The organism is Candidatus Palauibacter sp. (assembly GCF_965197445.1).
Taxonomy (GTDB): Bacteria; Gemmatimonadota; Gemmatimonadetes; order Palauibacterales; family Palauibacteraceae; genus Palauibacter.
The window spans coordinates 652,090-673,568 of sequence record NZ_CBDANE010000005.1; the positions used below are offsets into that span (position 1 = coordinate 652,090).

The 21,479-nt window shown below is 68.1% G+C and carries 17 protein-coding genes; 6 read left to right on the top strand and 11 right to left on the bottom strand.

Annotated elements, in window-relative coordinates:
• Positions 1-78 precede the first annotated feature (78 nt).
• The 4 genes from ACN9M6_RS10075 to ACN9M6_RS10090 all read left to right on the top strand — a co-directional run bounded on the left by ACN9M6_RS10075 (position 79) and on the right by ACN9M6_RS10090 (position 7,156).
• Complete coding sequence (locus ACN9M6_RS10075) at positions 79-1,203, top strand: 6-bladed beta-propeller (RefSeq protein ID WP_419162797.1); 1,125 nt, start codon at positions 79-81, stop codon at positions 1,201-1,203.
• A 300-nt stretch (positions 1,204-1,503) separates the two neighbouring features.
• Positions 1,504-2,460 (top strand): hypothetical protein, encoded by a 957-nt coding sequence (locus ACN9M6_RS10080; protein WP_419162798.1) that lies wholly within the window; start codon positions 1,504-1,506, stop codon positions 2,458-2,460.
• A gap of 95 nt (positions 2,461-2,555) precedes the next feature.
• On the top strand, positions 2,556-4,892 hold the full coding sequence (locus ACN9M6_RS10085; protein WP_419163741.1) for a DUF2723 domain-containing protein: 2,337 nt from the start codon (positions 2,556-2,558) through the stop codon (positions 4,890-4,892).
• Positions 4,889-7,156, top strand: coding sequence for a DUF2723 domain-containing protein (locus tag ACN9M6_RS10090; protein WP_419162799.1), 2,268 nt, complete (start codon positions 4,889-4,891; stop codon positions 7,154-7,156). Before ACN9M6_RS10085 ends, ACN9M6_RS10090 begins: the two co-directional genes overlap by 4 nt.
• Here ACN9M6_RS10090 and ACN9M6_RS10095 read toward each other — a convergent pair.
• A complete protein-coding gene (locus ACN9M6_RS10095) occupies positions 7,153-7,632 on the bottom strand; it encodes a DUF2269 family protein (RefSeq protein ID WP_419162800.1) in 480 nt (159 codons plus the stop codon). The genes ACN9M6_RS10090 and ACN9M6_RS10095 overlap by 4 nt on opposite strands.
• 93 nt (positions 7,633-7,725) lie before the next feature.
• Here ACN9M6_RS10095 and ACN9M6_RS10100 point away from each other — a divergent pair, with 93 nt between their 5' ends.
• Positions 7,726-9,135: an FAD-linked oxidase C-terminal domain-containing protein gene (locus ACN9M6_RS10100; protein ID WP_419162801.1), complete on the top strand. Its 1,410-nt coding sequence runs from the start codon at positions 7,726-7,728 to the stop codon at positions 9,133-9,135.
• Positions 9,132-10,658, top strand: a complete 1,527-nt coding sequence (locus ACN9M6_RS10105; protein ID WP_419162802.1) for an amidohydrolase family protein — start codon at positions 9,132-9,134, stop codon at positions 10,656-10,658. Before ACN9M6_RS10100 ends, ACN9M6_RS10105 begins: the two co-directional genes overlap by 4 nt.
• A gap of 6 nt (positions 10,659-10,664) precedes the next feature.
• On the opposite strand, the gene ACN9M6_RS10110 is transcribed toward ACN9M6_RS10105, so the two are convergent.
• From ACN9M6_RS10110 to ACN9M6_RS10155, 10 genes are all read right to left on the bottom strand, one after another.
• On the bottom strand, positions 10,665-11,132 hold the full coding sequence (locus ACN9M6_RS10110) for an arginine repressor (protein ID WP_419162803.1): 468 nt from the start codon (positions 11,130-11,132) through the stop codon (positions 10,665-10,667).
• Positions 11,129-12,595: an argininosuccinate lyase gene (argH, locus tag ACN9M6_RS10115; RefSeq protein ID WP_419162804.1), complete on the bottom strand. Its 1,467-nt coding sequence runs from the start codon at positions 12,593-12,595 to the stop codon at positions 11,129-11,131. The genes ACN9M6_RS10110 and argH overlap by 4 nt, the downstream gene beginning before the upstream one ends.
• 10 nt (positions 12,596-12,605) lie before the next feature.
• Positions 12,606-13,901 (bottom strand): argininosuccinate synthase, encoded by a 1,296-nt coding sequence (locus ACN9M6_RS10120; protein WP_419162805.1) that lies wholly within the window; start codon positions 13,899-13,901, stop codon positions 12,606-12,608.
• Positions 13,902-14,027: 126 nt separating this feature from the next.
• Positions 14,028-17,282 carry a carbamoyl-phosphate synthase large subunit gene (gene carB, locus ACN9M6_RS10125; protein ID WP_419162806.1) on the bottom strand — a complete coding sequence of 1,085 codons (3,255 nt, stop codon included), beginning with the start codon at positions 17,280-17,282 and terminating at the stop codon, positions 14,028-14,030.
• Positions 17,283-17,337: 55 nt separating this feature from the next.
• The gene (locus tag ACN9M6_RS10130) at positions 17,338-18,090 is read right to left on the bottom strand and encodes an energy transducer TonB (protein WP_419162807.1); all 753 of its coding nucleotides are present in this window, start codon (positions 18,088-18,090) and stop codon (positions 17,338-17,340) included.
• 91 nt (positions 18,091-18,181) lie between these two features.
• The gene (locus ACN9M6_RS10135) at positions 18,182-18,301 is read right to left on the bottom strand and encodes a methionine/alanine import family NSS transporter small subunit (RefSeq protein WP_419162808.1); all 120 of its coding nucleotides are present in this window, start codon (positions 18,299-18,301) and stop codon (positions 18,182-18,184) included.
• 39 nt (positions 18,302-18,340) lie between these two features.
• Entirely contained in the window at positions 18,341-18,937 is a 597-nt protein-coding gene (locus ACN9M6_RS10140; RefSeq protein WP_419162809.1) for an HDIG domain-containing metalloprotein, read from the bottom strand.
• A complete protein-coding gene (locus ACN9M6_RS10145) occupies positions 18,934-19,392 on the bottom strand; it encodes a PH domain-containing protein (RefSeq protein WP_419162810.1) in 459 nt (152 codons plus the stop codon). The genes ACN9M6_RS10140 and ACN9M6_RS10145 overlap by 4 nt, the downstream gene beginning before the upstream one ends.
• A gap of 2 nt (positions 19,393-19,394) precedes the next feature.
• Positions 19,395-20,624: a DNA polymerase IV gene (gene dinB / locus ACN9M6_RS10150; protein ID WP_419162811.1), complete on the bottom strand. Its 1,230-nt coding sequence runs from the start codon at positions 20,622-20,624 to the stop codon at positions 19,395-19,397.
• Positions 20,611-21,432 carry a glycerophosphodiester phosphodiesterase gene (locus ACN9M6_RS10155; protein ID WP_419162812.1) on the bottom strand — a complete coding sequence of 274 codons (822 nt, stop codon included), beginning with the start codon at positions 21,430-21,432 and terminating at the stop codon, positions 20,611-20,613. The genes dinB and ACN9M6_RS10155 overlap by 14 nt, the downstream gene beginning before the upstream one ends.
• Positions 21,433-21,479 lie beyond the last annotated feature (47 nt).

The following is a 21,479-nucleotide window of genomic DNA, read 5'->3' on the forward strand; positions in this document are numbered from 1 at the left end:
CTCGCTGCCGCTTGTCTGGTCGCGACAGGTTGTGGCGGCTCGACGTCGACGAGCGGCTGGATTGCCGAACGGGACACAATGCCCTCCGGGACGGTCCGCGTCACGAACATCCCGCCGCCGGAGACCTTGCCCACGTGGACTCTGGTGGAGGAACTGCGCGTCGGCTCCGTAGAGGGTGACGGGCTGGACGTGTTCGGATACCTCAAGGGTCTGGTCGCGCTGGACGGCGGAGGGTTCGCCGTCCTCGAATCCCAGGCGCAGGAACTCCGCGTCTTCGGTCCCGATGGCGCTCACATCGCGACCCACGGCCGCAAGGGGCAGGGACCCGGTGAGTTCGCGGATGCGAACGGTCTCATGCTCGATCAGGACGGGCGGCTGTGGGTGCCGGATACCCGCAACGGGCGCATGTCCGTCTTCGATCCCGAAGAGGGGTTCGTGGAATCCTTCCCGTTCGCCGACGCGAACTTCAATGCGACCTGGAACGGTGCGATGGTAGAGGGGAACCGCATCTACCGGCCATCGTCGGTGTCAGGGAACCGGATGCTGCTTCGCGTCTACGATCTCAACATGAGACTCATAGACTCGCTGCCGCTGCCGAGCGACGGCCCGGAAGGCGAAGAGTTCGATCCCGCAAGCCAGCCCGGTGCCTTCTACCAGGAGATGGGCGGCCGCTACATGGCGTACTCGATCCCGTTCTACCCGCACGAGGTCACCTACCTCGATAAGCGAGGCGCGGTATGGTCGACCCAGCCCGGAGATCCCGAATACCGCATCAAGCGGTGGCAGCCGGGCGGTGACACGACGCTTCTGGTCGAGACCCGAAGACCCCCCGTCCCCGTCCCTGCCGTGGAACGCGATTCCATCATCGACATGATGCGGCAAATGCTCTCCAACATGGGCGTGGGTGAATGGGACTGGTCCCGGGTCCCCGCCATCAGACCCGCCGTCGAGGACATCTTCGAATCAGCGGAGGGCAACCTGTGGATCCGGACCCCCTTCAGCGGCGGCGGGGTCCTGTTCGATGTCTACTCGAGGGACGTGGCCTATCTCGGCACGGCCAGCCTGGGCTCCGGCCTCAGACTCTTCGAGCAGGTCACCCCGGTCGTGCGCGGCGATCTGGTCTGGCTGGTCGCGACGGATGAATTGGACGTACCCTACGTCATCCGCGCTCGAATCACGCCAGCGCACCGAGGTACACCATGAGAACCATGACTCTGGCGGGGGTGTGCATCCTGGCCGCCGCTGCCGCCGCGTGCGGGGATGCCGAAGAGGGACGCTCGGGCCTTGAGTCGGTGATCCGCGACAGCGCGGGCGTGACGATCGTCGAGAACGACAAACCCGCGCCGGAGACCCGGCTCGGATGGCGCATCGCGGAGGCGCCCGCGCTCTCGATCGGCGCCTTCGAGGGGGATCCCGGCGTACGAGCTGTATCAGGTCAGGGACGCCGCGAGGCTTCCGGACGGGAGGATCGTCGTCGCCAACGCGGGATCCGGCGAACTGCGGGTGTTCGACGCGTCGGGGACCCACCTCGCATCGTGGGGAGGCCGGGGCGAAGGGCCGGGCGAGTTCGGCGACTTCGCCGCTCCCTGGAGCGTCGAGCCCTGGCCCGGCGATTCCATCGCGGCGTCGGACCTGTATGCGAGGAGGGTCTCGATCTTCAACGCCCAGGGTGTGCACGGGCGCACTTTCGTGCTGGAGGATCAATACTACCGCCTCATGGGCGTGCTGCCCGACGGAAAGATGTTCCTGGGTACCGTGCCCGCTTTCGTCGCCGGCACCATGGGGACCGGACTGGTTCGCAGGGAGGTCGAATACGCCATCGCGGTGCCGGACGGCAACTTGCATGCGGCGCTCGGGACGTATCCGGCGTCGGAGTGGTACATATTCGCCGAAGGCGGGGGCATGGCCCCGTACCCACAGCCCTTCCGCCACTCCGCCATCGCTCACGTCTGGGGGGATCTGATCGTCATCGGCTCGAACGACCTCTATGAGATCCGGGCCTATACGGCGGACGGCGCACTGGCGCGGATCGTGCGGCGGGCGCACGACGTTCGGAGTCCGACCCAGTCCGACCTCGATGACCATCTCGACGAGCAGTACGCGGACCGCACCGAGGAGGAGCGAGCGAGAGTGCTCGCCGAGTTGGAGGACATGCCATTGCCGGAGAGATTCCCCGCGTTCGGTCGGATTCTGACCGACTCTCGCGGCAGTCTCTGGGTGGAGGACTACCAGTTGCCCGGCGAGCCGACCCCCGCGTGGACGGTCTTGGACGCCGACGGCCGGGTGCTCGGCCTGATGGACCTCCCCCCGGATCTGAGGATCTTCGAGATCGGCGAAGACTACATCCTGGGGAGCGTATCCGACGATCTCGGCATCGAGCGCGTACAGCTCTGGCCGCTCGAGCGCTCGGAGTCCCGACAGGCTGCGGGACGGCTCGCTCCCACCGCGACGGGCGGCTAGTTTCGGCGCGCAGGTGAACCGCCTCGGATGTCCGGTGTTCGTGGCGGCATCTTCCCACGCGAACCAAGTGACCGGAGGGGCTTGGTAACGGCGTGATGAACGGCATCGAGCGCGAAAAGATCGGCCCGCTGACGCTGCGTCTCTGGGGCCTGCTGACGGCCCTCGCCGTGTGGGCCCTCTATCTTCTGACGATCGCCCCCACGACCGGCTTCTGGGACACGTCGGAGTACGTGACCACGGCGCACATCCTGGGGCTCCCGCACCCGCCGGGGAATCCATTCTTCGTCCTCATCGGACGCGTGTGGGACATTCTGCTGGGGTTCACCGGCCTCCCTGTCGCCCTGCGGATCAACGTGCTCAGCGCCACCCTCTCGGCCGGGGCGAGCTTCTTCTGGTTTCTCGCCGTCGCGCGCATGGTCGCGCACTTCCGCGAGAACCGGCACGAGGTACTGGTCACCGCCATCGTGGCCGTGTGGATCGGCGCCACGGCGTTCACCGTATGGACGCAGTCGAATCTGAACGAGAAGGTCTACACGCTCTCGCTGTTCGTCGTCGCCGTCGTGAGCTATCTGGCGATGGTCTGGATGGACGAGGCCGACACCGCCCGCGGGAACCGGCTGCTTCTGCTGATCGCGCTGCTGCTCGGCCTGGGGTGGGCGAATCACACCATGTCGTTGCTGCCGGGGCTGGCGCTTACGGCCTTCGTGCTCTTCCACCGCTGGCGCGCCGCGTTCAACCCGCTCGTTCTGGGGCTCGGGGTCACGCTGCTCGCAGTCGGCTACTCGGTGCAGCTCCTCTTCGTCCCCATCCGCTCGGCGCAGAACCCGATCATCGATGAAGCGGACCCGGAGTGCCCTACCGTCGTGTCGGCGATCACGCCGAAGCGTGTCGACGACCGCTTCGGGAGAAGCAAGTGGGCGGTGGTATGCGAGCCGCTGGCCCTCTCGCTGATCCGCGACCAGTACGGCCCGGGCCCGGTCACACAACGGCAGGCGCCGCTGTCGGCCCAGTACGCGAACTACTGGCAGTACTTCGACTGGCAGTGGGCGCGGGCGCTGCCCCCGGGCGCGCGACTCGTCGCGAGCATGCTCTTCCTCTTCCTCGCGCTGGTCGGCCTCTGGACCCACCTGAAGAGCGACCGGAAGACGTTCGTCTACTCGGGAACGTTGCTGTTCACCGTCACGTTGATGCTCGTCTACTATCTCAACTTCAAGTACGGCTACTCCCTCTATCTGGAGGAGGTGCCGAACTACCTCGAACACGAGGTTCGCGAGCGCGACTACTTCTACATCATCGGTTTCCAGCTATGGGGGATCTACGCCGGGTTGGGACTCGCCGCGCTGTGGGGGCAGTGGACCGTGCCCGTGCGCACGAGCCAGGCGCGGGACTACCCGACGAGTTTCTCCGACGACAGACCCACGGGCTTCAGCGCGCGGCACCGGAAGGCGGCGCCGCTGCTCGCGATCGGTCTCATCCCCCTCTTCTTCAACTATTCTCGCGCCGACCGGACGGGAGACAGGGCGGCCCGCGACTGGGCGTACAACATTCTGCAGTCCGTCGAACCGTACGCGGTGCTGTTCACCAACGGGGACAATGACACGTTCCCGCTGTGGTATCTGCAGGAGGTGGAGGGGATCCGGCGCGACGTGACCGTGATCGTTCACTCGTATCTCGGCACGGGCTGGTATCCGAAACAGTTGCGGGAACTGACGGCGCCGTGCGAGGCGGGGGCGTCGGCTGCGGATTCACCCACGACCGTGGTGTGCCAGCGACCGTTCGATGTGGCCGCCGCGGCGAGCCCCTACGCGGCGATGTCCTCAACGCCGCCGACCCGCTCGATCATGGCATGGAACGACGCTCAGATCGACGGCTTGCCCCCCGGATTCGCGGTGGCGGCCGACACTACCTTCCAGATCTCGCGGTGGATCGGGGCGAACGCTCTCGCAGGTGAGAGCTTCTCCTATCCCGACATCATGGTGTACCACATCATCCAGCAGTCTCTCGGCGACCGGCCGGTCTACTTCGCGGCGACGGCTCCGCCGGTCTACGGGAAATGGAGACTCCAGCCTCACCTCGTCCGGCACGGCCTCGCGTTCAAGCTCGTGAATGGCCCGCTGGAAGCCTCGGAAGACCTCGTCGACCTGCGCGAGTACATGCCGAACACCGCATTGCCCACCTGGAACGACCGCGTCCGGACGCGGGAACTGCTGTGGGATGTGTTCCTGGTCGAAGATCTGCTGGACTGGGAGGAGTGGCCGGAGCCGTCAACGGAGTCGAGCATCCCCGCCCAGTACTACCTGGGGTACTACCTCCATGGTATGACCGAGGAGCATCTGGGAGATGTGGAGGCCGCGGAACAGGCCTATCAGCGCGCGGATCACTTCGGGCTGCTCGCCGGCCTGCGGCCGCCACCGGAGTCGCCATCGGAGTGACGTCCGGGATCGAACGCGAGCAAATCGGGCGCCTGCCGTTGTGGGCGTGGGCGCTATTGACCGCCCTCGCAATCTGGATCCTCTACCTGCTGACGATTGCGCCGACGATCGGCTTCTGGGACACGTCGGAGTACGTCACCACGGCACACATCCTCGGACTGCCGCACCCGCCGGGAAATCCGTTCTTCGTGCTCGTCGGACGCGTGTGGGACCTGCTGCTCGGCTTCACCGGCCTCCCCGTCGCTCTGCGCATCAACGCGCTCGCGGCCACCCTCTCGGCCGGGGCGAGCTTCTTCTGGTTCCTGACCGTCGCACGCATGGTGGCGCGTTTCCGTCAGAACCGGCACGATGTGCTGGTGGCCGCCATCGTGGCCGTGTGGATCGGAGCGACCGCCTTCACGGTGTGGAGCCAGTCCAACCTCAACGAGAAGGTCTACACGCTCTCTCTGTTCGTCGTCGCTCTCGTGAGCTATCTGGCCATGATGTGGCTGGACGAGGCGGACACACCGCGCGGGAATCGCCTGCTCCTGCTGATCGCACTGGTACTCGGCCTGGGGTGGGCGAACCATACGATGTCGTTGCTGCCGGGGCTGGCGCTTGCGGCGTTCGTCCTCTTCCACCGGTGGCGCGCGGCGCTGAATCCGCTGGTTCTGGGCCTCGGGGTCACGCTCCTCGCGGTCGGCTACTCGGTGCAGCTCCTCGTCGTCCCCATCCGCTCGGCGCAGAACCCGATCATCGACGAGGCCGATCCCGAGTGTCCTGCGCTCGTCTCGGCCGTTACGCCGAAACGGATCGACGACCGTTACGGGCAGAGCAAGATCGCGGTGGCGTGCGAGGCCCTGGCCCTCTCGCTGATCCGCGACCAGTACGCGCCGGGCCCGATCACGCAGCGGCAGGCTCCCCTGTCGGCCCAGATGGCCAACTACTGGCAGTACTTCGACTGGCAGTGGGCGCGGTCGCTGCCCCCGGGCGCGCGGCTCGCTGCGAGCATGCTCTTCCTCTTCCTCGCGCTGGTCGGCCTCTGGACGCACCTGCGGAGTCACCGGAAGACATTCGTCTACTCGGGAACTCTCCTGTTCACGGTCACGTTGCTCCTCGTCTACTATCTCAACTTCAGGCACGGCTACTCTCTCTACCTGGAGGAAGTGCCGAATCCGCAGGCTCACGAGGTCCGGGAACGCGACTACTTCTTTATCATCGGCTTCCAGTTGTGGGGGATCTACGCGGGGTTGGGACTCGTCGCGCTGTGGGGTCGGTGGCCGCTGCCCGCGCAGCAGACCGGCTTCAGCGGGCGGCACCTCAAGGCGGCGCCGCTGCTCGCCATCGGGCTCATCCCCTTCTTCTTCAACTTCTCGCCCGCCGACCGGACAGAAGACCGGGCGGCCCGGGACTGGGCCTACAACGTGTTGCAGTCCGTCGAACCCTACGGCGTGCTGTTCACCGGCGGCGACAACGACACCTTCCCGCTCTGGTATCTCCAGGAGGTGGAAGGTATCCGGCGCGACGTGACCGTGATCGTGCAGTCCTATCTCGGCTTGCCGTGGTATCCGAAACAGCTGCGCCAGCTGACGACGCCCTGCGAGCCGGGCGAGTCCCCGGCGGACTCACCGACGACGATCGTGTGCCAGCGGCCGTTCGATCCGGACACTGCGGCGAGTCTCTACCGGAGAATGGCCGTCGCCCCGCCGACGCGTTCGGTCGTTCCCCTGAGTGATGAGGAGATCGATGCCCTCCCGGAGGTTCGCGAGGTCCCGGAGGACTCGGCGTACCGGGTCTCGGACTGGGTCACGGCGGCCGTCCGTGGAGGCGAGCGGGTGCAGCGCTGGGACATCATGGTGTTTCAGATCGCCCGGCAGTCACTCGGAGACCGGCCGGTCTACTTCGCCGCGACGGCCTGGCCCGTCTGGGACGCGTGGGGACTTCAGCCACACCTCGTGCGGCATGGGCTCGCCTTCAAGCTCATGGACCGGCCGCTCGAGCCTTCGGACACCCTGGTCAACGTGGGGGAGCACTTCCCGAATTCGTTCTGGCCCCCGTGGAACGAGCGGGAGCGTTCCCGTGAACTGATCGATGACGTGTTTCTGGTCGACGCCCTCCTCGAATGGGAGGAGTGGCCCGAGCCGTCCACGAGGTCCTCGATCCCAACCGCGTACTATCTGGCGTACGCGTTTCAGGGGGTGGCGGAGGAACTAAGAGGGAATCTGGAGGCCGCCGAGCGGGCCTACCTGCGGGCGAGCCACTTCGCCCGGCTCGCCGGCGGCTAGAAGGGGCGAAGGGCGCCGAGCAGGGTCGCGATCAGGATCAGGACCCCGTTGATCGAGCCCACGATCGCGTTCGTCTTCCGGAACTTGACGAACGAGGCGCTGTCCTCCTCGGCGTTGGCCGACGCGTCGGCGGCGCGGGCGAGCCGTCCGGAGTTGGGAATCTGGATCGCCACCGCGAGTACAAAGGCGATCAGGCCGAGCACCTGCATCTGAAACTGCCAGTGGTGCGGCTGGGGTTGGAGGACCCCGTAGCCGCCCACCCCGGCGAGGCCGAAGCCCGCGATCGTGGTCAGCAGCATGCCGATGAGCCCGGGACCCATGAGCACCCGGTGGCCGGCCCGGTAGGTGAACGCGATGACGGCCCGGTCGCCCGTCCGGTTGGCGCGGACGGCCAGCAGGGCGAGCGTGAGCGTGACGCCGAACCACAACGCCAGCCCGATCAGGTGCAGAAACAGCATGACTCCACGCATATCCATGCGCGCAAAGTCCGGGCCCCGTGCGCCGGGGTCAAGGGACCGTGGCGACCGACCGCGTTTGACGAACGACGGGGTCGGCGGGCAACGTCCGGCATGAGCACGGTTACGCAGACGACGACGAAGACAACCCGGACACCGCTCCCCGCGACACTGGAGGACGAACTCGAACAGTTGCTCGGCGACCGGTTCACGACCGCCGAGGCGATGCGCCGGCAGCACGGCGAGGGAGAGTCGTTCCACGCAAATCAGCCGCCCGATGCGGTGGTCTTCCCGCAGTCTACCGAGGAAGTGTCGGCGATCGCGCGCGCCTGCCACCGGCACGATGTCCCGATGATCGGGTTCGGGGCGGGGACCTCGCTGGAGGGGCATGTTGCCGCCCTGCGCGGCGGGGTGACGATCGCGACGAGCGGGTTGACGCGGCTGGTCGAACTCAACCCCGAGGACATGGACTGCCGTGTCGAGGCGGGGATGACGCGCAAGGGTCTGGAGGAGCACCTGAAGGGGACGGGTCTGTTCTTCCCCATCGACCCGGGCGCCGATGCCAGCCTCGGAGGCATGGCCGCGACGGGTGCCTCGGGGACGACCACGGTCCGCTACGGGACGATGCGAGAGAACGTGCTCGGACTCACCGTCGTGCTCGTCGACGGGACGGTGATCCGCACGGGCGGGCGGGCGCGCAAATCCTCGGCGGGCTACGACCTCACCCGGCTCTTCCTGGGCTCGGAGGGCACGCTCGGCATCATCACGGAAGTCCTGGTCAAGCTACAGGGGATTCCGGAAGCGATCGCCTCGGCCGTGTGCTCGTTCCCGACGCTGGCCGACGCCGTGGACGCCGTGATCTACACGATTCAGACCGGCGTGCCGGTGGCGCGGGTCGAACTGCTGGACGAGGTGCAGATGGACGCGGTGAACCGTTACTCGGACTTCGACTATCCGGTTCGCCCCACGCTCTTCTTCGAGTTTCACGGGACGGCGGCGGGGGTCGAGGAGCAGTCCGGCGAGGTCGCCGAGATCGCGAAGGAACTCGGCGGGACGGATTTCGCCTGGGCCACGCTGGCCGAGGAACGGTCGCGGCTGTGGGCCGCGCGGCACGAGGCCTACTACGCGTCGCTCGCGCTGCGGCCGGGTTCCCGCGGCTGGGCGACGGACGTCTGCGTCCCGATCTCAACGCTGGCCGAATGCCTCCTGAAGACCCGGGAGGACATCGATGCCGAAGGCCTGCTGGCGCCGATCGTCGCGCACGCGGGAGACGGCAACTTCCACGTCCTGTTCATCATCGATCCGGATGACGCGGAAGAGATGGCGCGGGCCAAGCGGGTGAACACGCGTATGATCGAGCAGGCGATTGCGGTCGGAGGGACCTGCACCGGCGAACACGGGGTCGGGTTCGGCAAGATCCCCTACTTGAGGGCGCAGCATGGCGAGGCCGTCGACGCGATGCGGTCCATAAAGGAGGCGCTCGACCCGAAGGGCCTCATGAATCCGGGAAAGGTCGTCGAATGATCAGCGACAGGCGTGTCGGCCGCGGCCGGCGTTCGATGTTTGCGCTCGGGTCCGCGTGGCTGGTGACGGTCGCGCTCGCGGCGTGCGCTTCCCCCGAAAGCGGCGAAGGAACGCCGGGGGTGGAAGCCGTCGCGGACCTCGTCATCCTCGGCGGCCGGGTCATGGATCCGGAGACGCGGCTGGATGCCGTCCGCGACGTGGCGGTCACCGATGGCCGGATCACGGCCGTAGCGGAGGGAGGCGTCGCGGGACGGGACACGATCGATGCGTCGGGTCTCGTAGTGGCGCCGGGGTTCGTCGACCTGCACGCGCACGGACAGGACACGGTCAGCGCGAAGCTCCAGGCGCTCGATGGCGTGACCACGGCCCTCGAGATGGAAATCGGGGTGTATCCGATGGCCGAATGGGTCGCCTCCCGGGAGGGGAGCGCGCCCATCCACTTCGGAGCGACGGTGAGCCATCCCGGGGCGCGCGTGAAGCTGATCACGGGCGTGGACGTGGGCCACTCGACGATGACGCCGCCCGGGGAAGCCAGCGCCTTCGAGTCCGAGGCCGTCTACAGGGCGCTCGACGACGACCAGATCCTCGAACTCAACGGGCTCATCGCCTCGGGGCTGGCGGAGGGCGGACTCGGGATCGGGTTCGGCATCACCTACACGCCGGGCGCGTCACGGACGGAGATCTACCGCGCCTTCCAACTCGCGGCCGCGCAAGGGGCCCCGGCCTACGTCCACATCCGCGGCGAGAACTCCGGCGGTACGCTGGGAGCGTTCCAGGAGGTGATCGCGAACGCGCTTGCGACGGGGGCCTCGCTCCACATCGTCCACATGAACTCGAGCGCGGACGAGATGGCGCGCACGACGCTGGAGATGATCCGTGGGGCCCGCGAGCGCGGGATCGACATCACGACGGAGTCCTACCCCTACACGGCCGGCTCGACCCGGATCGAGTCCGCGCTGTTCGACTCCTGGGAGGGTCTGACCGACGAGGAGTACAGCCGCCTGCAGTGGTCGGGGACGCCGGAGCGGCTCAACGCGGAGAGCTTCCGGCGGTACCGGGAGCAGGGCGGCTGGGTCGTGATCCACGGGAGGAACGAGGAGACGAACGAGTGGATCGTGGCGCAGCCCGACGTGATCGTGGCGAGCGACGGGATCCCGTACCTGTACGCCGCGATCCACCCGCGCGGTGCCGGAACCTACTCGCGGGTCCTCGGACACTACGTCCGCGAGCGCGGCGCGCTGAGCCTCATGGACGCGCTCGCGAAGATGACCATCCTGCCGGCCCAGCGAGTGGAGGGGTTTGCCCCGGTCATGGCGCGGAAGGGGAGGGTGCAGGCCGGCGCGGACGCGGACCTCACCGTGTTCGATCCGGAGACGATCATCGACCGCTCGACGTACGCGGATCCGGCGGCGCCCTCGGAGGGCGTCATGTACGTCCTCGTCGGAGGGACCGCGGTGGTGCGCGGCGGAGAGATCGTGCCCGGCGTCTACCCGGGTCAGCCGATCACCAGCGGCACGCGGTAGGACGGCTCAGAGACCGGCGAGCGACCTCAACTCGGCCGTGAGCCGGGAGCGGATGTCCACGTCGCGGCACAGCACGAGAATCGAATCGTCTCCCGCGACCGTCGCGACGACACCATCGAGGCCCGACTCGTCGATTGCGACCGCGACGGCGTTGGCGCAGCCACTCAGCGTCCGGATCGCGAGCAGCGCATCGCCCGACCCGACCTCCAGTGCGAACTCGCTCAGTGCCACTTCCAGTACGCGGCGGGGGTTCGGCGGCGCCGTCTCCGGGGCGGGGCGGAGGTATCTAGGGCCGTTCATGCCAGGCAGTTTGACGATGCCGAGGCGCTGAATATCCCGTGACAGCGTGGCCTGGGTCGCCTCGGAGCCCCGCCGCGCGAGCGCGGTCGCGAGTTCGGCCTGAGTGCGGATCGGCTGCGCCTCGATGATCTCCAGAATCGCACGCTCCCGCGTACGGCGGCGAGCGGAGCTCATTCCAGCCCCTCCTCCAGCAACCGCTCTTGGAGGTGGGCCTGCCGGATCGGCGCCGTGGGGCGACCGTCGAGCCAGGCCTCCAGCGCACCGACCTCGCGTTCGGCCGTCTCGAGCTGCTCCAGCACACGCCGGGGAGCCGGCCCGCCCGGCGAGTCGTGCGCGGCCACCGCGGCGTCAGGTCGGAGCGCCTCGTGTACGTCGTCCCCCGCCGAAGGGCAGCAGCTCCGCAGGGTCTCGAGGTCCAGGTCCCACAGCTCAAGGCCCGCCTCTTCGGCCATACGCACCGCTTCGCCCACTTGGTGGTGCGCGGTCCGGAACGGGACGCCGCGCCGGACGAGGTGGTCGGCGAGTTCGGTCGCCGTCAGCATACCGCCGGACAGCGCCGCCTCCATGACGTCGGTCCGGTATTCCACGGCTCGCGCGATCGCAATCGCGGCCGCCAGCGACCAGTCCGCCGTGTCGAGCGAGTCGAACAGCCGCTCCTTGTCTTCCTGAAAGTCGCTGTTGAAGGTGAGCGGCAGTCCCTTCACGAGCGCGAGCAGCGCGGTCACGTTGCCGATCGCCCGCGCGGATTTGCCGCGCAGAATCTCTGCCGCCTCGGGATTCTTCTTCTGCGGCATGATGCTGCTGCCCTGGGCCACGGCGTCGTCGAGTCCGATGAAACCGAACTCCCGCGTGCACCAGAGCACGATCTCGTCCGCCCAGCGGGACAGGTGCACGAGCAGCATGGCGCAGGCATAGGCCGCGTCGAGCGCGTAGTCGCGGTCGGCGACCGCGTGCATGCTGTTCGCGAACGTGCGGTCGAGTCCCAGCAGGGCCGCGCAGCGAGCGGGGTCGATGGGAAACGAGGAGCCGGCCAGCGCCCCGGCCCCGAGCGGCGACTCGCCCGCCGCGCGGTGTGCGGCCCGCAGCCGCTCTGCGTCGGCGCGCAGCGAGGCCACGTGAGCCAGCAGGTGGTGCGCGAGGCTGACCGGCTGACCCCGCTGCAAGTGCGTGTAGCCGGGCAGGAAAGTCTCGCGATATTCAGCCGCCTGCCCGGTCAGCGCGCGCTGCAGCCCGGCCACTCCGGCGAGGATGTCTTCGAGCCGCTCACGCACATACAGCCTCAGTGCGATCCCCGTCTGGTCGTTGCGGCTCCGCGCCGTGTGGAGTCGCTTGCCGGCCTCCCCCACCCGCTCGACCAGCGTGCGCTCGATCCAGCTGTGCACGTCCTCGTCGGGCCCCGCGACCTCGAGCCGCCCGGTCTCCACCTCGCTCAGGATCTCCGACAGTCCCGACAGGATCAGGTCACTGTCTTCCGTCGACAGGATCCCTGTCTCTCGCAACATCCGGGCATGCGCGAGACTCGCGAGAAGGTCGTGCCAGGCCAGCCGGCGATCGAAGGGCAGCGAGCCGGTGAACTCGCGGATCACCGGGTGGAGCGGACTCTCGAAACGTCCCCCCCAGAGGACATCGCCCGCCACGAAGCTCTTCCTAGCCTCGAACCGCGGCCATCGGTCGCGCGACACGCTGCGGCGGGGTCGCCACCGAGTGAGCCGCCAGCTCGGTAACGCTCGCCGCCGCCCCGGCCCGGACTCGAGCGGCCAGGCTCGAGGGGAGTCCCCACAGTCGGATGAACCCGCCCGCGTCCGCCTGGTCGTAGACGGAATCCTCCTCGAACGTGGCGAGATCTTCCCGGTACAGCGAGAAGGGAGACGTGCGGGCCACCGGTGTCGCGAGCCCCTTGAACAGGCGCACGGTCACGTCGCCGGTCGACGTCGCGTGGGCCTCATCCAGGAACGCGTCGAAGGCGGGGCGCAGCGGCGAGAACCAGAGGCCCTGATAGACGAGTTCGGCGTAGCGGTCGGCCACGCCTCTCTTGAAGCCCGCCGTGTCTCGGTCGAGCGTGATCGATTCGAGGTCCGCGAGTGCGGCGAGCAAGACCGTCCCGGCCGGCGTCTCGTACACGCCGCGGCTCTTCATCCCGACGAGCCGGTTCTCGACGAGGTCGACCCGCCCCACGCTGTGCGCCCCGGCCCGCTCGTTGAGACGCTGCACCAGTTCCACCGGATCGAGGGCCACACCGTCGAGTCCCACCGGAACCCCCTGTTGGAACGAGATGACCACGTCCTCCGGCTCATCCGGGGCCTCGGCGGGGGCGACCGTAAGCTCGCGCAGTTCGTCCGGCGCCGCCGCGGACGGGTCTTCGAGGATCCCGCCCTCGAACGACGTGTGCCAGAGGTTCCGGTCGATGCTGTACAGCTTGCGGGGGCTCCCCGGCACCGGGATGTCACGCGCCGCGGCGTATGCGAAGGCATCCTCTCTGGAGGTGATCTCCCACTCGCGCCAGGGGGCGATCACGGTCAGGTCGGGAGCGAGGGCCTGGTAGGCGAGTTCGAACCGGACCTGATCGTTGCCCTTGCCGGTGCAGCCATGTGCGACGGCGTCGCAGTCGAACTCCCGCGCCACCTCCACCTGGGCCGCGGCAATCACGGACCGGGCGAGCGAGGTCCCGAGCAGGTAGCGGCCTTCGTACACCGCCCCGGCCTTGAGCGCCGGGAAGGCGCACTCGGTCAGAAAGCGCTCGCGCAGGTCGACCACGCGGCACCCTATGGCGCCCGTCGACAGCGCCTTCTCGCGGATGGCCTCGAAGTCCTCTCTCTGGCCGACATCCACGACGGCCGCGACGACTTCGCAGCCGTAGTGCTCCCTCAGCCATGTGATCATCACCGACGTATCGAGGCCGCCGGAGTACGCCAGTGCGACCCGCTTCGCGGTTACCTTGGTCATTCGTCGATCCCGATTTGCCCAGTCCATGCAACCAGCTCGCGTAAACGATAATAAATACAGTGCCATGCATAAACATGCAATAACATGCAGCCGCACGTTCCCGCGGGAACGTCAGGAGGGTGTGGCTCAGGCGGATCCGGCTGCTCGGGGGAGGCCGTCCACCGCTATATCCCGGGACTGGAGGCTCAGCACCGTGTGGCGACGGTGCCGAAGTCCGATGATCGCGTCGGCGGCCGCCGATGCGGCGGAGAGCGTCGTCGTGTAAGGCACGCGACGGGACACGGCGGCACGGCGAATCATGTAGTCGTCGTGCTGCGCGTGCTTGCCGAGCGGTGTGTTCACGAGCAGTTGGACCTCGCCCGACACGATGCGGTCGAGCAGGTTCGGTCGCCCCTCATGCACCTTGAGGATGCGCTCGCAGGGCACGCCCCGCGCTCGCAGGTAGGTCTCCGTTCCCTCGGTTGCGAGGATCGTGAAGCCGAGTTCGTGGAAGCGCCGCGCGATCGGCACCATGTTCGGCTTGTCCTGATCGTGCACCGTGATCGCGACGGCCCCCTCGGTCGGCAGCCCCTGATAGACCGAGATCTGCGACTTGGCGAACGCCAGTCCGAAGCTGTCCGCGTACCCCATGACCTCGCCGGTGGAGCGCATCTCCGGCCCGAGCACCGTGTCCGCGTCGGGGATCTTGTCGAAGGGGAGCACCGCTTCCTTCACCGAGACCTGATGGGGCACGAGTTCGTCCCCGAGGCCGAGGTCCGCGAGCTTCACGCCCGCCAGCACCCGGGCGGCCACTCGGGCCAGCGGGACCCCCGTCGCCTTGCTCACAAATGGCACCGTGCGGCTCGCTCGCGGGTTGACCTCGAGTACGTAGACCGTCTTCTGATGCACCGCGAACTGGACGTTGATGAGCCCCCGGACATCCAGCGCGAGCGCGAAGGCTCGCGTGAAGCGCCGCATGGCCTCCATGTCGACATCGCGCAGCAGATAGGGCGGCAGGACGCAGGCGGAGTCGCCCGAATGTACGCCGGCGTCCTCGATGTGCTGCATGATCCCACCGATCACGACGGTCTCCCCGTCGCACACCGCGTCGACGTCCGCCTCGAACGCGTCCTCGAGGAAGCGGTCCAGCAGGACCGGGTGTTCGGGCGAGGCCTGCACGGCACGGGCGAAATACTCCCGCAGGGAGATCGGATCGTAGACGATCTCCATGGCGCGGCCGCCCAGGACATAGCTGGGCCGGACGAGGACCGGATACCCGGTGCTCTCCGCGATGCCCAGCGCCTCATCGATGCTCGTCGCGGTTCCGCCCGGCGGCATCGGAACGCCCAGCTCGCGACAAAGCTCGTCGAACCGTCGCCGGTCTTCCGTCCGGTCGATCGATTCCACGCTCGTGCCGCGGATGGGGACGCCAAGCTGCTCCAGCTTGCGGGCGATCGTGAGCGGCGTCTGCCCTCCGAACTGGACGATGACCCCTTCCGGTTTCTCCTGCTCGACGACCGCGAGCACGTCCTCCACCGTCAGCGGCTCGAAGTAGAGCTTGTCGGAGATGTCGAAGTCGGTGGAGACGGTCTCGGGGTTCGAGTTGATCATGATCGTCTCGAACCCCTCCTCGCGGAGCGCGAGCGAGGCCGAGACGCAGCAGTAGTCGAACTCGATCCCCTGGCCGATGCGGTTCGGGCCACTGCCGAGGATGATGATCTTCCGTCGCTCCGAGCGCTCCGATTCGTTCTCGACCTCGTACGTCGAGTAGAGGTAGGGCGTCGCGGCGGGAAACTCCCCGGCGCAGGTGTCCACAGTCTTGTAGACCGGCGCGAGTTCGGCGGCCTGGCGCGCCTCCCGTACGTCGGCCTCGGGGATACCGCGCAACGAGGCGAGTTCCGCGTCGCCGAAGCCACTGCGCTTCATGCGTTCGAGGCTCGCGGGCGTCATCTTCCCGGCCGCGGCGAACGCCTGCCCCTCACGGACGATTTCCTCGAGTTGGGAGAGGAACCAGGGATCGATCCCGGTGATCTCGCTGATCTCGGCTACCGAAAGGCCGGCGGCGAAGCCGCGATAGAGCTGGAACGGCCGCTCGGGCGTCGGCGTCCGGATCGCCGCCCGCACCGTATCGACGAGGTCGTCCTCGAGACGGTCTCCGTCGGGATCCGGGTCGGGCAGCCACCCCGCCCGCCCGTTCTCGAGCGCGCGGAACCCCTTGAGCCAGGCCTGCTGGAACGTCCGGCCGATCGCCATCACCTCGCCGACAGCCTTCATCTGCACGCCCAGCGTGGCGTCCGCCTTCGGGAACTTCTCGAACGCGAAGCGCGGGATCTTGACCACGATGTAGTCGAGCACCGGCTCGAAGCAGGAGGGCGTCACCTGCGTGATCGCGTTCGGGATCTCGTCGAGCCGGTAACCGACGGCGAGTTTGGCCCCGATCCGCGCGATCGGGAACCCGGTGGCCTTCGAGGCCAGCGCCGAGCTTCGCGACACCCTCGGGTTCATCTCGATGACGAGCATCTGACCCGTCGTCGGGTGAACCGCGAACTGGATGTTGCAGCCGCCCGCGTCCACCCCGATCTCGCGGATGCATGCGATCGCCGCGTCGCGCATCGCCTGGTATTCCCTGTCCGACAGCGTGAGCGCCGGCGCGATGGTGATCGAGTCTCCCGTATGGACACCCATGGGGTCGAAGTTCTCGATCGAACAGACGATGACGACGTTGTCCGCCCGGTCCCGCATCACCTCCAGCTCGAACTCTTTCCAGCCGATGACGCTGCGGTCGATGAGCACCTCCCCGATCGGTGACGCTCGGATGCCGGCGCGGACGAGATCCGCAAACTCCTCGCGGTTGTAGGCGGTGCTGCCGCCGGTGCCGCCGAGCGTGAACGAGGGACGGATGATGGCGGGGAAGCCGGTCTCATCGACCAGAGCAAGCGCCTCATCGAGCGAGCGGGCGAACCCGCCCGCCGGCAGTTCCAGCCCGATCCGCGTCATGGCCTCGGCGAACTGCTCGCGATCTTCGGCCAGCTGAATCGCGCGGACATCGGCGCCGATCAGCTCCACCCCGTGCTCGTCGAGCACGCCGCGTTCCGCGAGTTCCAGAGCGACGTTGAGGGCGGTCTGGCCACCCATGGTCGGGAGCAGGGCGTCGGGCTTCTCGGCCTCGATCACTCGCTCGATCCAGTCCGCCGTCAGCGGCTCGATGTAGGTCGCGTCGGCGATGTCCGGGTCCGTCATGATCGTGGCGGGATTCGAGTTCACGAGGACGACTCGATATCCTTCCTCGCGAAGCGCACGGCATGCCTGCGTCCCGGAGTAGTCGAACTCGCAGGCCTGGCCGATCACGATCGGTCCGGAGCCTATGAGAAGAATCGAGGAGATGTCGTCGCGGCGTGGCATCGGGCGCGCAAGCTATCCGATCAGACCTTGAATTGCAGCCCCCTCGGCGGGGCACCTACCGCATGAGGAGCGACACTTCGCGCAGGACCCAGATGGGTACCGCACGGCCATCGCGGAGGGCGGGGGCGAACACCAGTGCTCGCGCGGCCCGTCCGGCGACCGAATCGAACGTCGAGTTGCCGGATGAGGTCTGGACCACGGTCGCCTCGACCCGCCCGTTGGATCGGACCAGGAGCCACAAATTGGTCGTCACGTCCGCGTCGAGTCCCTCCGCGCGGATCACCGGGAGGAGCGTCGTCGCGAGCAACGCCTCTGCCTCGGTGTCCCAGACGAGGCGCGCTCCCTCGTCGTAGGAGACATACTCGGGGCCCGCAGTCCGGAGCCGCTCCAGTGCCGTTTCCGGGCTCGCGAGAGAGTCGCGTCGGGCGACGGCGGCGAGCGAGTCACGGAGTGCGGCAACCACCAGTGAGTCGCGCTCCGCTGCGGCGATCGAATCAAGTCGTGCGGCCGCTCTCCGGACCGCGGCGATCGAATCCCGCCGCGCGGCGGCAATCGAGTCCCGACGCGCGGCCGCGATGGAGTCTCTCCGCGCCGCGGCGGCGATCCGGGCCTGGCGAACGGCCTCCAGGGAGTCCCGTCGCGCGACGGCAATCGAGTCCCGGCGTGCTGCGGCGATCGAGTCCCGTCGTGCGGCCTCCGCGATCGAGTCCTGAACCGCAGCCTCGATCGAATCGATGATGGCGGCGGCCTCCGGCGGCTCGGTCTCTACGGCTGGCGGGTCGCCCGGAAGGGGCTCGGGTGGTTTCATCAAACGCGGGAGGAAGCACGACGCAGACCCCAACGCCGCCAGACTCACGACCAACATCATCCCGGCAACGCGGGTCCTGTTCACAGGGCTGCTAGCCCTCGCCGCCTCGCTTGGCGCCTTCTTTCCGCCAGGCGATCGATGCGAGAACGGCGAGTCCTCCCCAGACGAATCCGAGGATGACGATCATCATGACGATCGTGGTCGTGGTCATGGTCTGACTCTCCGATGCGGGCTGGCGGCCTGCGGCCGCTCAGCCGGGGGGTGGGCCATTAAGGCCGAGATCATCGGCCGCGAGCTGCATCGCGCCGATCACGAAGGCGATGTGATCGCCCATCTCCTCCCCCAGCTCGGCGCAGTTTTCCATCATCTCATCGCGGCTGACCGCCGCGGCGAACGCCTTGTCCTTCATCTTCTTTCGCACCGACCGCGTCTTCATCCCCGCGAGGCGGGTCGGCCGCACGAGCGCGCAGGCCGTGATGAAGCCCGTGAGTTCGTCCACGGCCCGCAGCGTCTTCGACATCAGGGAGACGGCCTCGACGCCCGTATAGTCCGCGTGGGCCAGGATCGTCTCGAGGATGTCTTCGTCCACTCCCATGTCGCGGAGGATGGCGACCCCGGTGGAGGGGTGCTCCGAGTCCGCAGCGTGGTCGTTGTTGGGCCAGCGCTCGTAGTCGAAGTCGTGCAGCAGCCCCGCGATGCCCCAGCGCTCCCCGTCCTCGCCGTACTTCCTCGCGTAGGCACGCATGGAGGCCTCGACGGCCAGCATGTGGCGCCTGAGCCCGGGGCTCTCGGTGTATTCGTGGACGAGCGCGAGCGCCTCATCCCGAGTCGGGACCATCGTCGTCATCCCCCCCTCGTTGCGTTCCGCAGTGCGTCGAGAAATCGTCCCGGAGCGCTCTGGCTCAGGAGGAGCGAGTACCCGTCGCGGGTGGGAATGTACACCACGCGTCGGCGGTCCGTGAGATAGACGAGCGTCTTCTCCCCGTTGCGCAGCCGGAACCACCCCGCCGAATAGCCCCCGAGCGCCGTCCCCATCGTGCGCCGCCGCGGGACCAGATCGGGTTCACCGCGAAGGTCGACGACTCGTGCGTCGTCGAGTTGCAACTGGTCCAGCGGAATCGTCCGTCCCCACAGGTCTCCCACCAGCTTCAGTCCCTCCGGCGAGACTTCGGCCCGGCTGTTCCGCGTGGACCAGGCCGCCCACCCCAGCATGAGCGTGACGCCCATCAACACCACGATGATGATGATGAAGAACCAGATGATGCCGCGTCCGCCGGCCGGCGGAATCGGAAATACCTGCATGGCTACGACCCTCTCGGATGGGAGTCGAGGAGCGCGGCCCGCTTCAGGGCGTCGCGCCCGAATCGCTCCGTCAACGTGTCCACGGTCTCGGCGAGCCGACGCTCGATCCGTTCGGTGTCGGCAGGGGCGGGCGTGTTGTCCGCGTCGAGCAGCGCGAGTTGCTCGGCGGCCGGCGCCCCGAAGCCGGACAGACTGACCCCGATGAGCCGCACCTGCCGGCGAGGGTCGTCCGCCTCGCGAAACAGCGCTCTCGCCACAGGCCAGATCGCCTCCGTCGTATCCGTGGGCCGGTCGACCGTCCGCTGTCGAGTATGCGTCTCGAAGCCGTCCCAGCGAAGCTTCAGATGTATCGTGCGCCCCGCGATCCCCTGCCGCCGGAGCCCCCGCGCGACTCCTTCGCACAGCCCCAGCAGCGTGCGCTCGACGCGATCCCGGTCCGCGACATCCTGCGGGAACGTGATCTCCTTGCCATGCGACTTCCGCCCGGCCCCGGGGTTGACCCGCCGCGCATCCCGCCCGTTGGCGAGGTCGTGCAGTCGACGACCCAGCTTCGGCCCCAGCGACTGTTCGAGCGCCAACGGATCCTGCCGCGCCACCTCGCCGATCGTCCGCAGCCGGAGCTGCGCCAGCCGCGCCTGAACCTTGGGGCCGGCGCCCCACAGCCTCGACACCTCCAGCGGCGCCAGGAACTCACGTTCGGACCCCGCCGGAACCACCACGAGACCGTCCGGCTTCTCGAGGTCGCTCGCGACCTTGGCGACGTACTTGCTTACGGCCACGCCGACCGATGCGGTCAGCCTCTCCTCCTCGGTGATCCGTCGCTTGATGCGGGCGGCGATCTCCGGTCCGGTGCCGAACAGTCGCCGGCTCGCGGTGACGTCCAGGAAGGCCTCGTCCAGCGACAGCGTTTCGACCTGATCCGTGAAGGAGCGGAAGATGTTGAAGATCCGCGCCGAGATCTCTGCGTAGAGCCGAATGCGCGGCCGTATGTAGACGGCCTGGGGGCAGCGTCGCCACGCCTGCGAGATCGGCAGCGCGGAGTGGACGCCATAGCGCCGCGCCTCGTAGTTGGCCGTCGACACGACCCCGCGGCCGCTGCCCTTCTGTGGGTCCGATCCGATGACGACGGGTTTCCCCCGCAGCGACGGATCCTCGCGGATCTCTACCGCGGCGTAGAACGCGTCCATGTCGACGTGGAGGACGGTGCGTCTCTGCGGCTCAGACCGTGGCATCTCCCCCCACCTCGATTTCGTCCAGAATCCGGCGTGCGCGCCCGGGCGCATCGCTCACCAGCCCGTCGACGCCCCAGGCCAGTAGGCGGCGCATGTCGTCAGGGTCGTTCACGGTCCACACGAACACGCCTATGCCGTCCGCGTGCGCTCGCCGCACGAACCGCCGCGTGACAATGCGGATGGCGCCCTGCCGCTCCGGAAGCATGGCGGCGTCGCACCCGGCCGGGGCGAACCAGCGGCCCAGCCCGACCTTTCCGAGAAGCACGTAGGGGCGGAGTTCGTCCTGGTAGGCGCAGTGCCAGCGCGCGTGGCGGCTCGCGGGCTCCACCTCCTCGCGCTCGAACCCGCCGACGATAATCCGCTCCCGATCCCTGCTTTTCTGCAGCCATGCCCCCAGGGCCTGACCCGCCGCGGCCGACTTGATTTCCGCCACCACCGGCAGCGACCCGAGCGCCTCCAGCACCTCCTCGAGAGTGGGGATGCGGACACCCTTCCCCCGGAAGGGGAAGGTCTTCCCGTTGTCCGTGGTGAAACGATAGCCCGCATCGAACACCCGCAGTTGGTCGAGCGTCCGCTCTTCCACCGGGCCCGTCCCGTCGGTGGTGCGGGGCAGGTTCGGGTCGTGGATGACCATGAGGTGGCCGTCCGCGCTGCGGTGCAGATCGAGTTCCACCGCGTCGGCCCCGACCTGAACCGCGTGCTCGAACGAGGGGAGCGTGTTCTCGGGGGCGAACGCCGCCGCACCCCGGTGGCCGATGACCCGCAGGCGCGAGCCGGGCCCGAACAGGTCGTCGGGCAGGCGCGTCACGGACGGTCGCGTCGCTGGAGCCGCGAGGACTCGCCCCGAAACCGGCC

Bases quoted from the DNA above. Each gene is read 5' to 3' on its own strand.
- ACN9M6_RS10120 (WP_419162805.1), bottom strand. From the start codon at position 13,901: ATGACCAAGGTAACCGCGAAGCGGGTCGCACTGGCGTACTCCGGCGGC.
- ACN9M6_RS10100 (WP_419162801.1), top strand. From the start codon at position 7,726: ATGAGCACGGTTACGCAGACGACGACGAAGACAACCCGGACACCGCTC.
- dinB (WP_419162811.1), bottom strand. From the start codon at position 20,624: ATGCCACGGTCTGAGCCGCAGAGACGCACCGTCCTCCACGTCGACATG.
- ACN9M6_RS10085 (WP_419163741.1), top strand. From the start codon at position 2,556: ATGAACGGCATCGAGCGCGAAAAGATCGGCCCGCTGACGCTGCGTCTC.
- ACN9M6_RS10105 (WP_419162802.1), top strand. From the start codon at position 9,132: ATGATCAGCGACAGGCGTGTCGGCCGCGGCCGGCGTTCGATGTTTGCG.
- ACN9M6_RS10140 (WP_419162809.1), bottom strand. From the start codon at position 18,937: ATGACGACGATGGTCCCGACTCGGGATGAGGCGCTCGCGCTCGTCCAC.
- ACN9M6_RS10110 (WP_419162803.1), bottom strand. From the start codon at position 11,132: ATGAGCTCCGCTCGCCGCCGTACGCGGGAGCGTGCGATTCTGGAGATC.
- ACN9M6_RS10075 (WP_419162797.1), top strand. From the start codon at position 79: ATGCCCTCCGGGACGGTCCGCGTCACGAACATCCCGCCGCCGGAGACC.
- carB (WP_419162806.1), bottom strand. From the start codon at position 17,282: ATGCCACGCCGCGACGACATCTCCTCGATTCTTCTCATAGGCTCCGGA.
- ACN9M6_RS10130 (WP_419162807.1), bottom strand. From the start codon at position 18,090: ATGAAACCACCCGAGCCCCTTCCGGGCGACCCGCCAGCCGTAGAGACC.
- ACN9M6_RS10145 (WP_419162810.1), bottom strand. From the start codon at position 19,392: ATGCAGGTATTTCCGATTCCGCCGGCCGGCGGACGCGGCATCATCTGG.
- ACN9M6_RS10095 (WP_419162800.1), bottom strand. From the start codon at position 7,632: ATGGATATGCGTGGAGTCATGCTGTTTCTGCACCTGATCGGGCTGGCG.
- ACN9M6_RS10135 (WP_419162808.1), bottom strand. From the start codon at position 18,301: ATGACCACGACCACGATCGTCATGATGATCGTCATCCTCGGATTCGTC.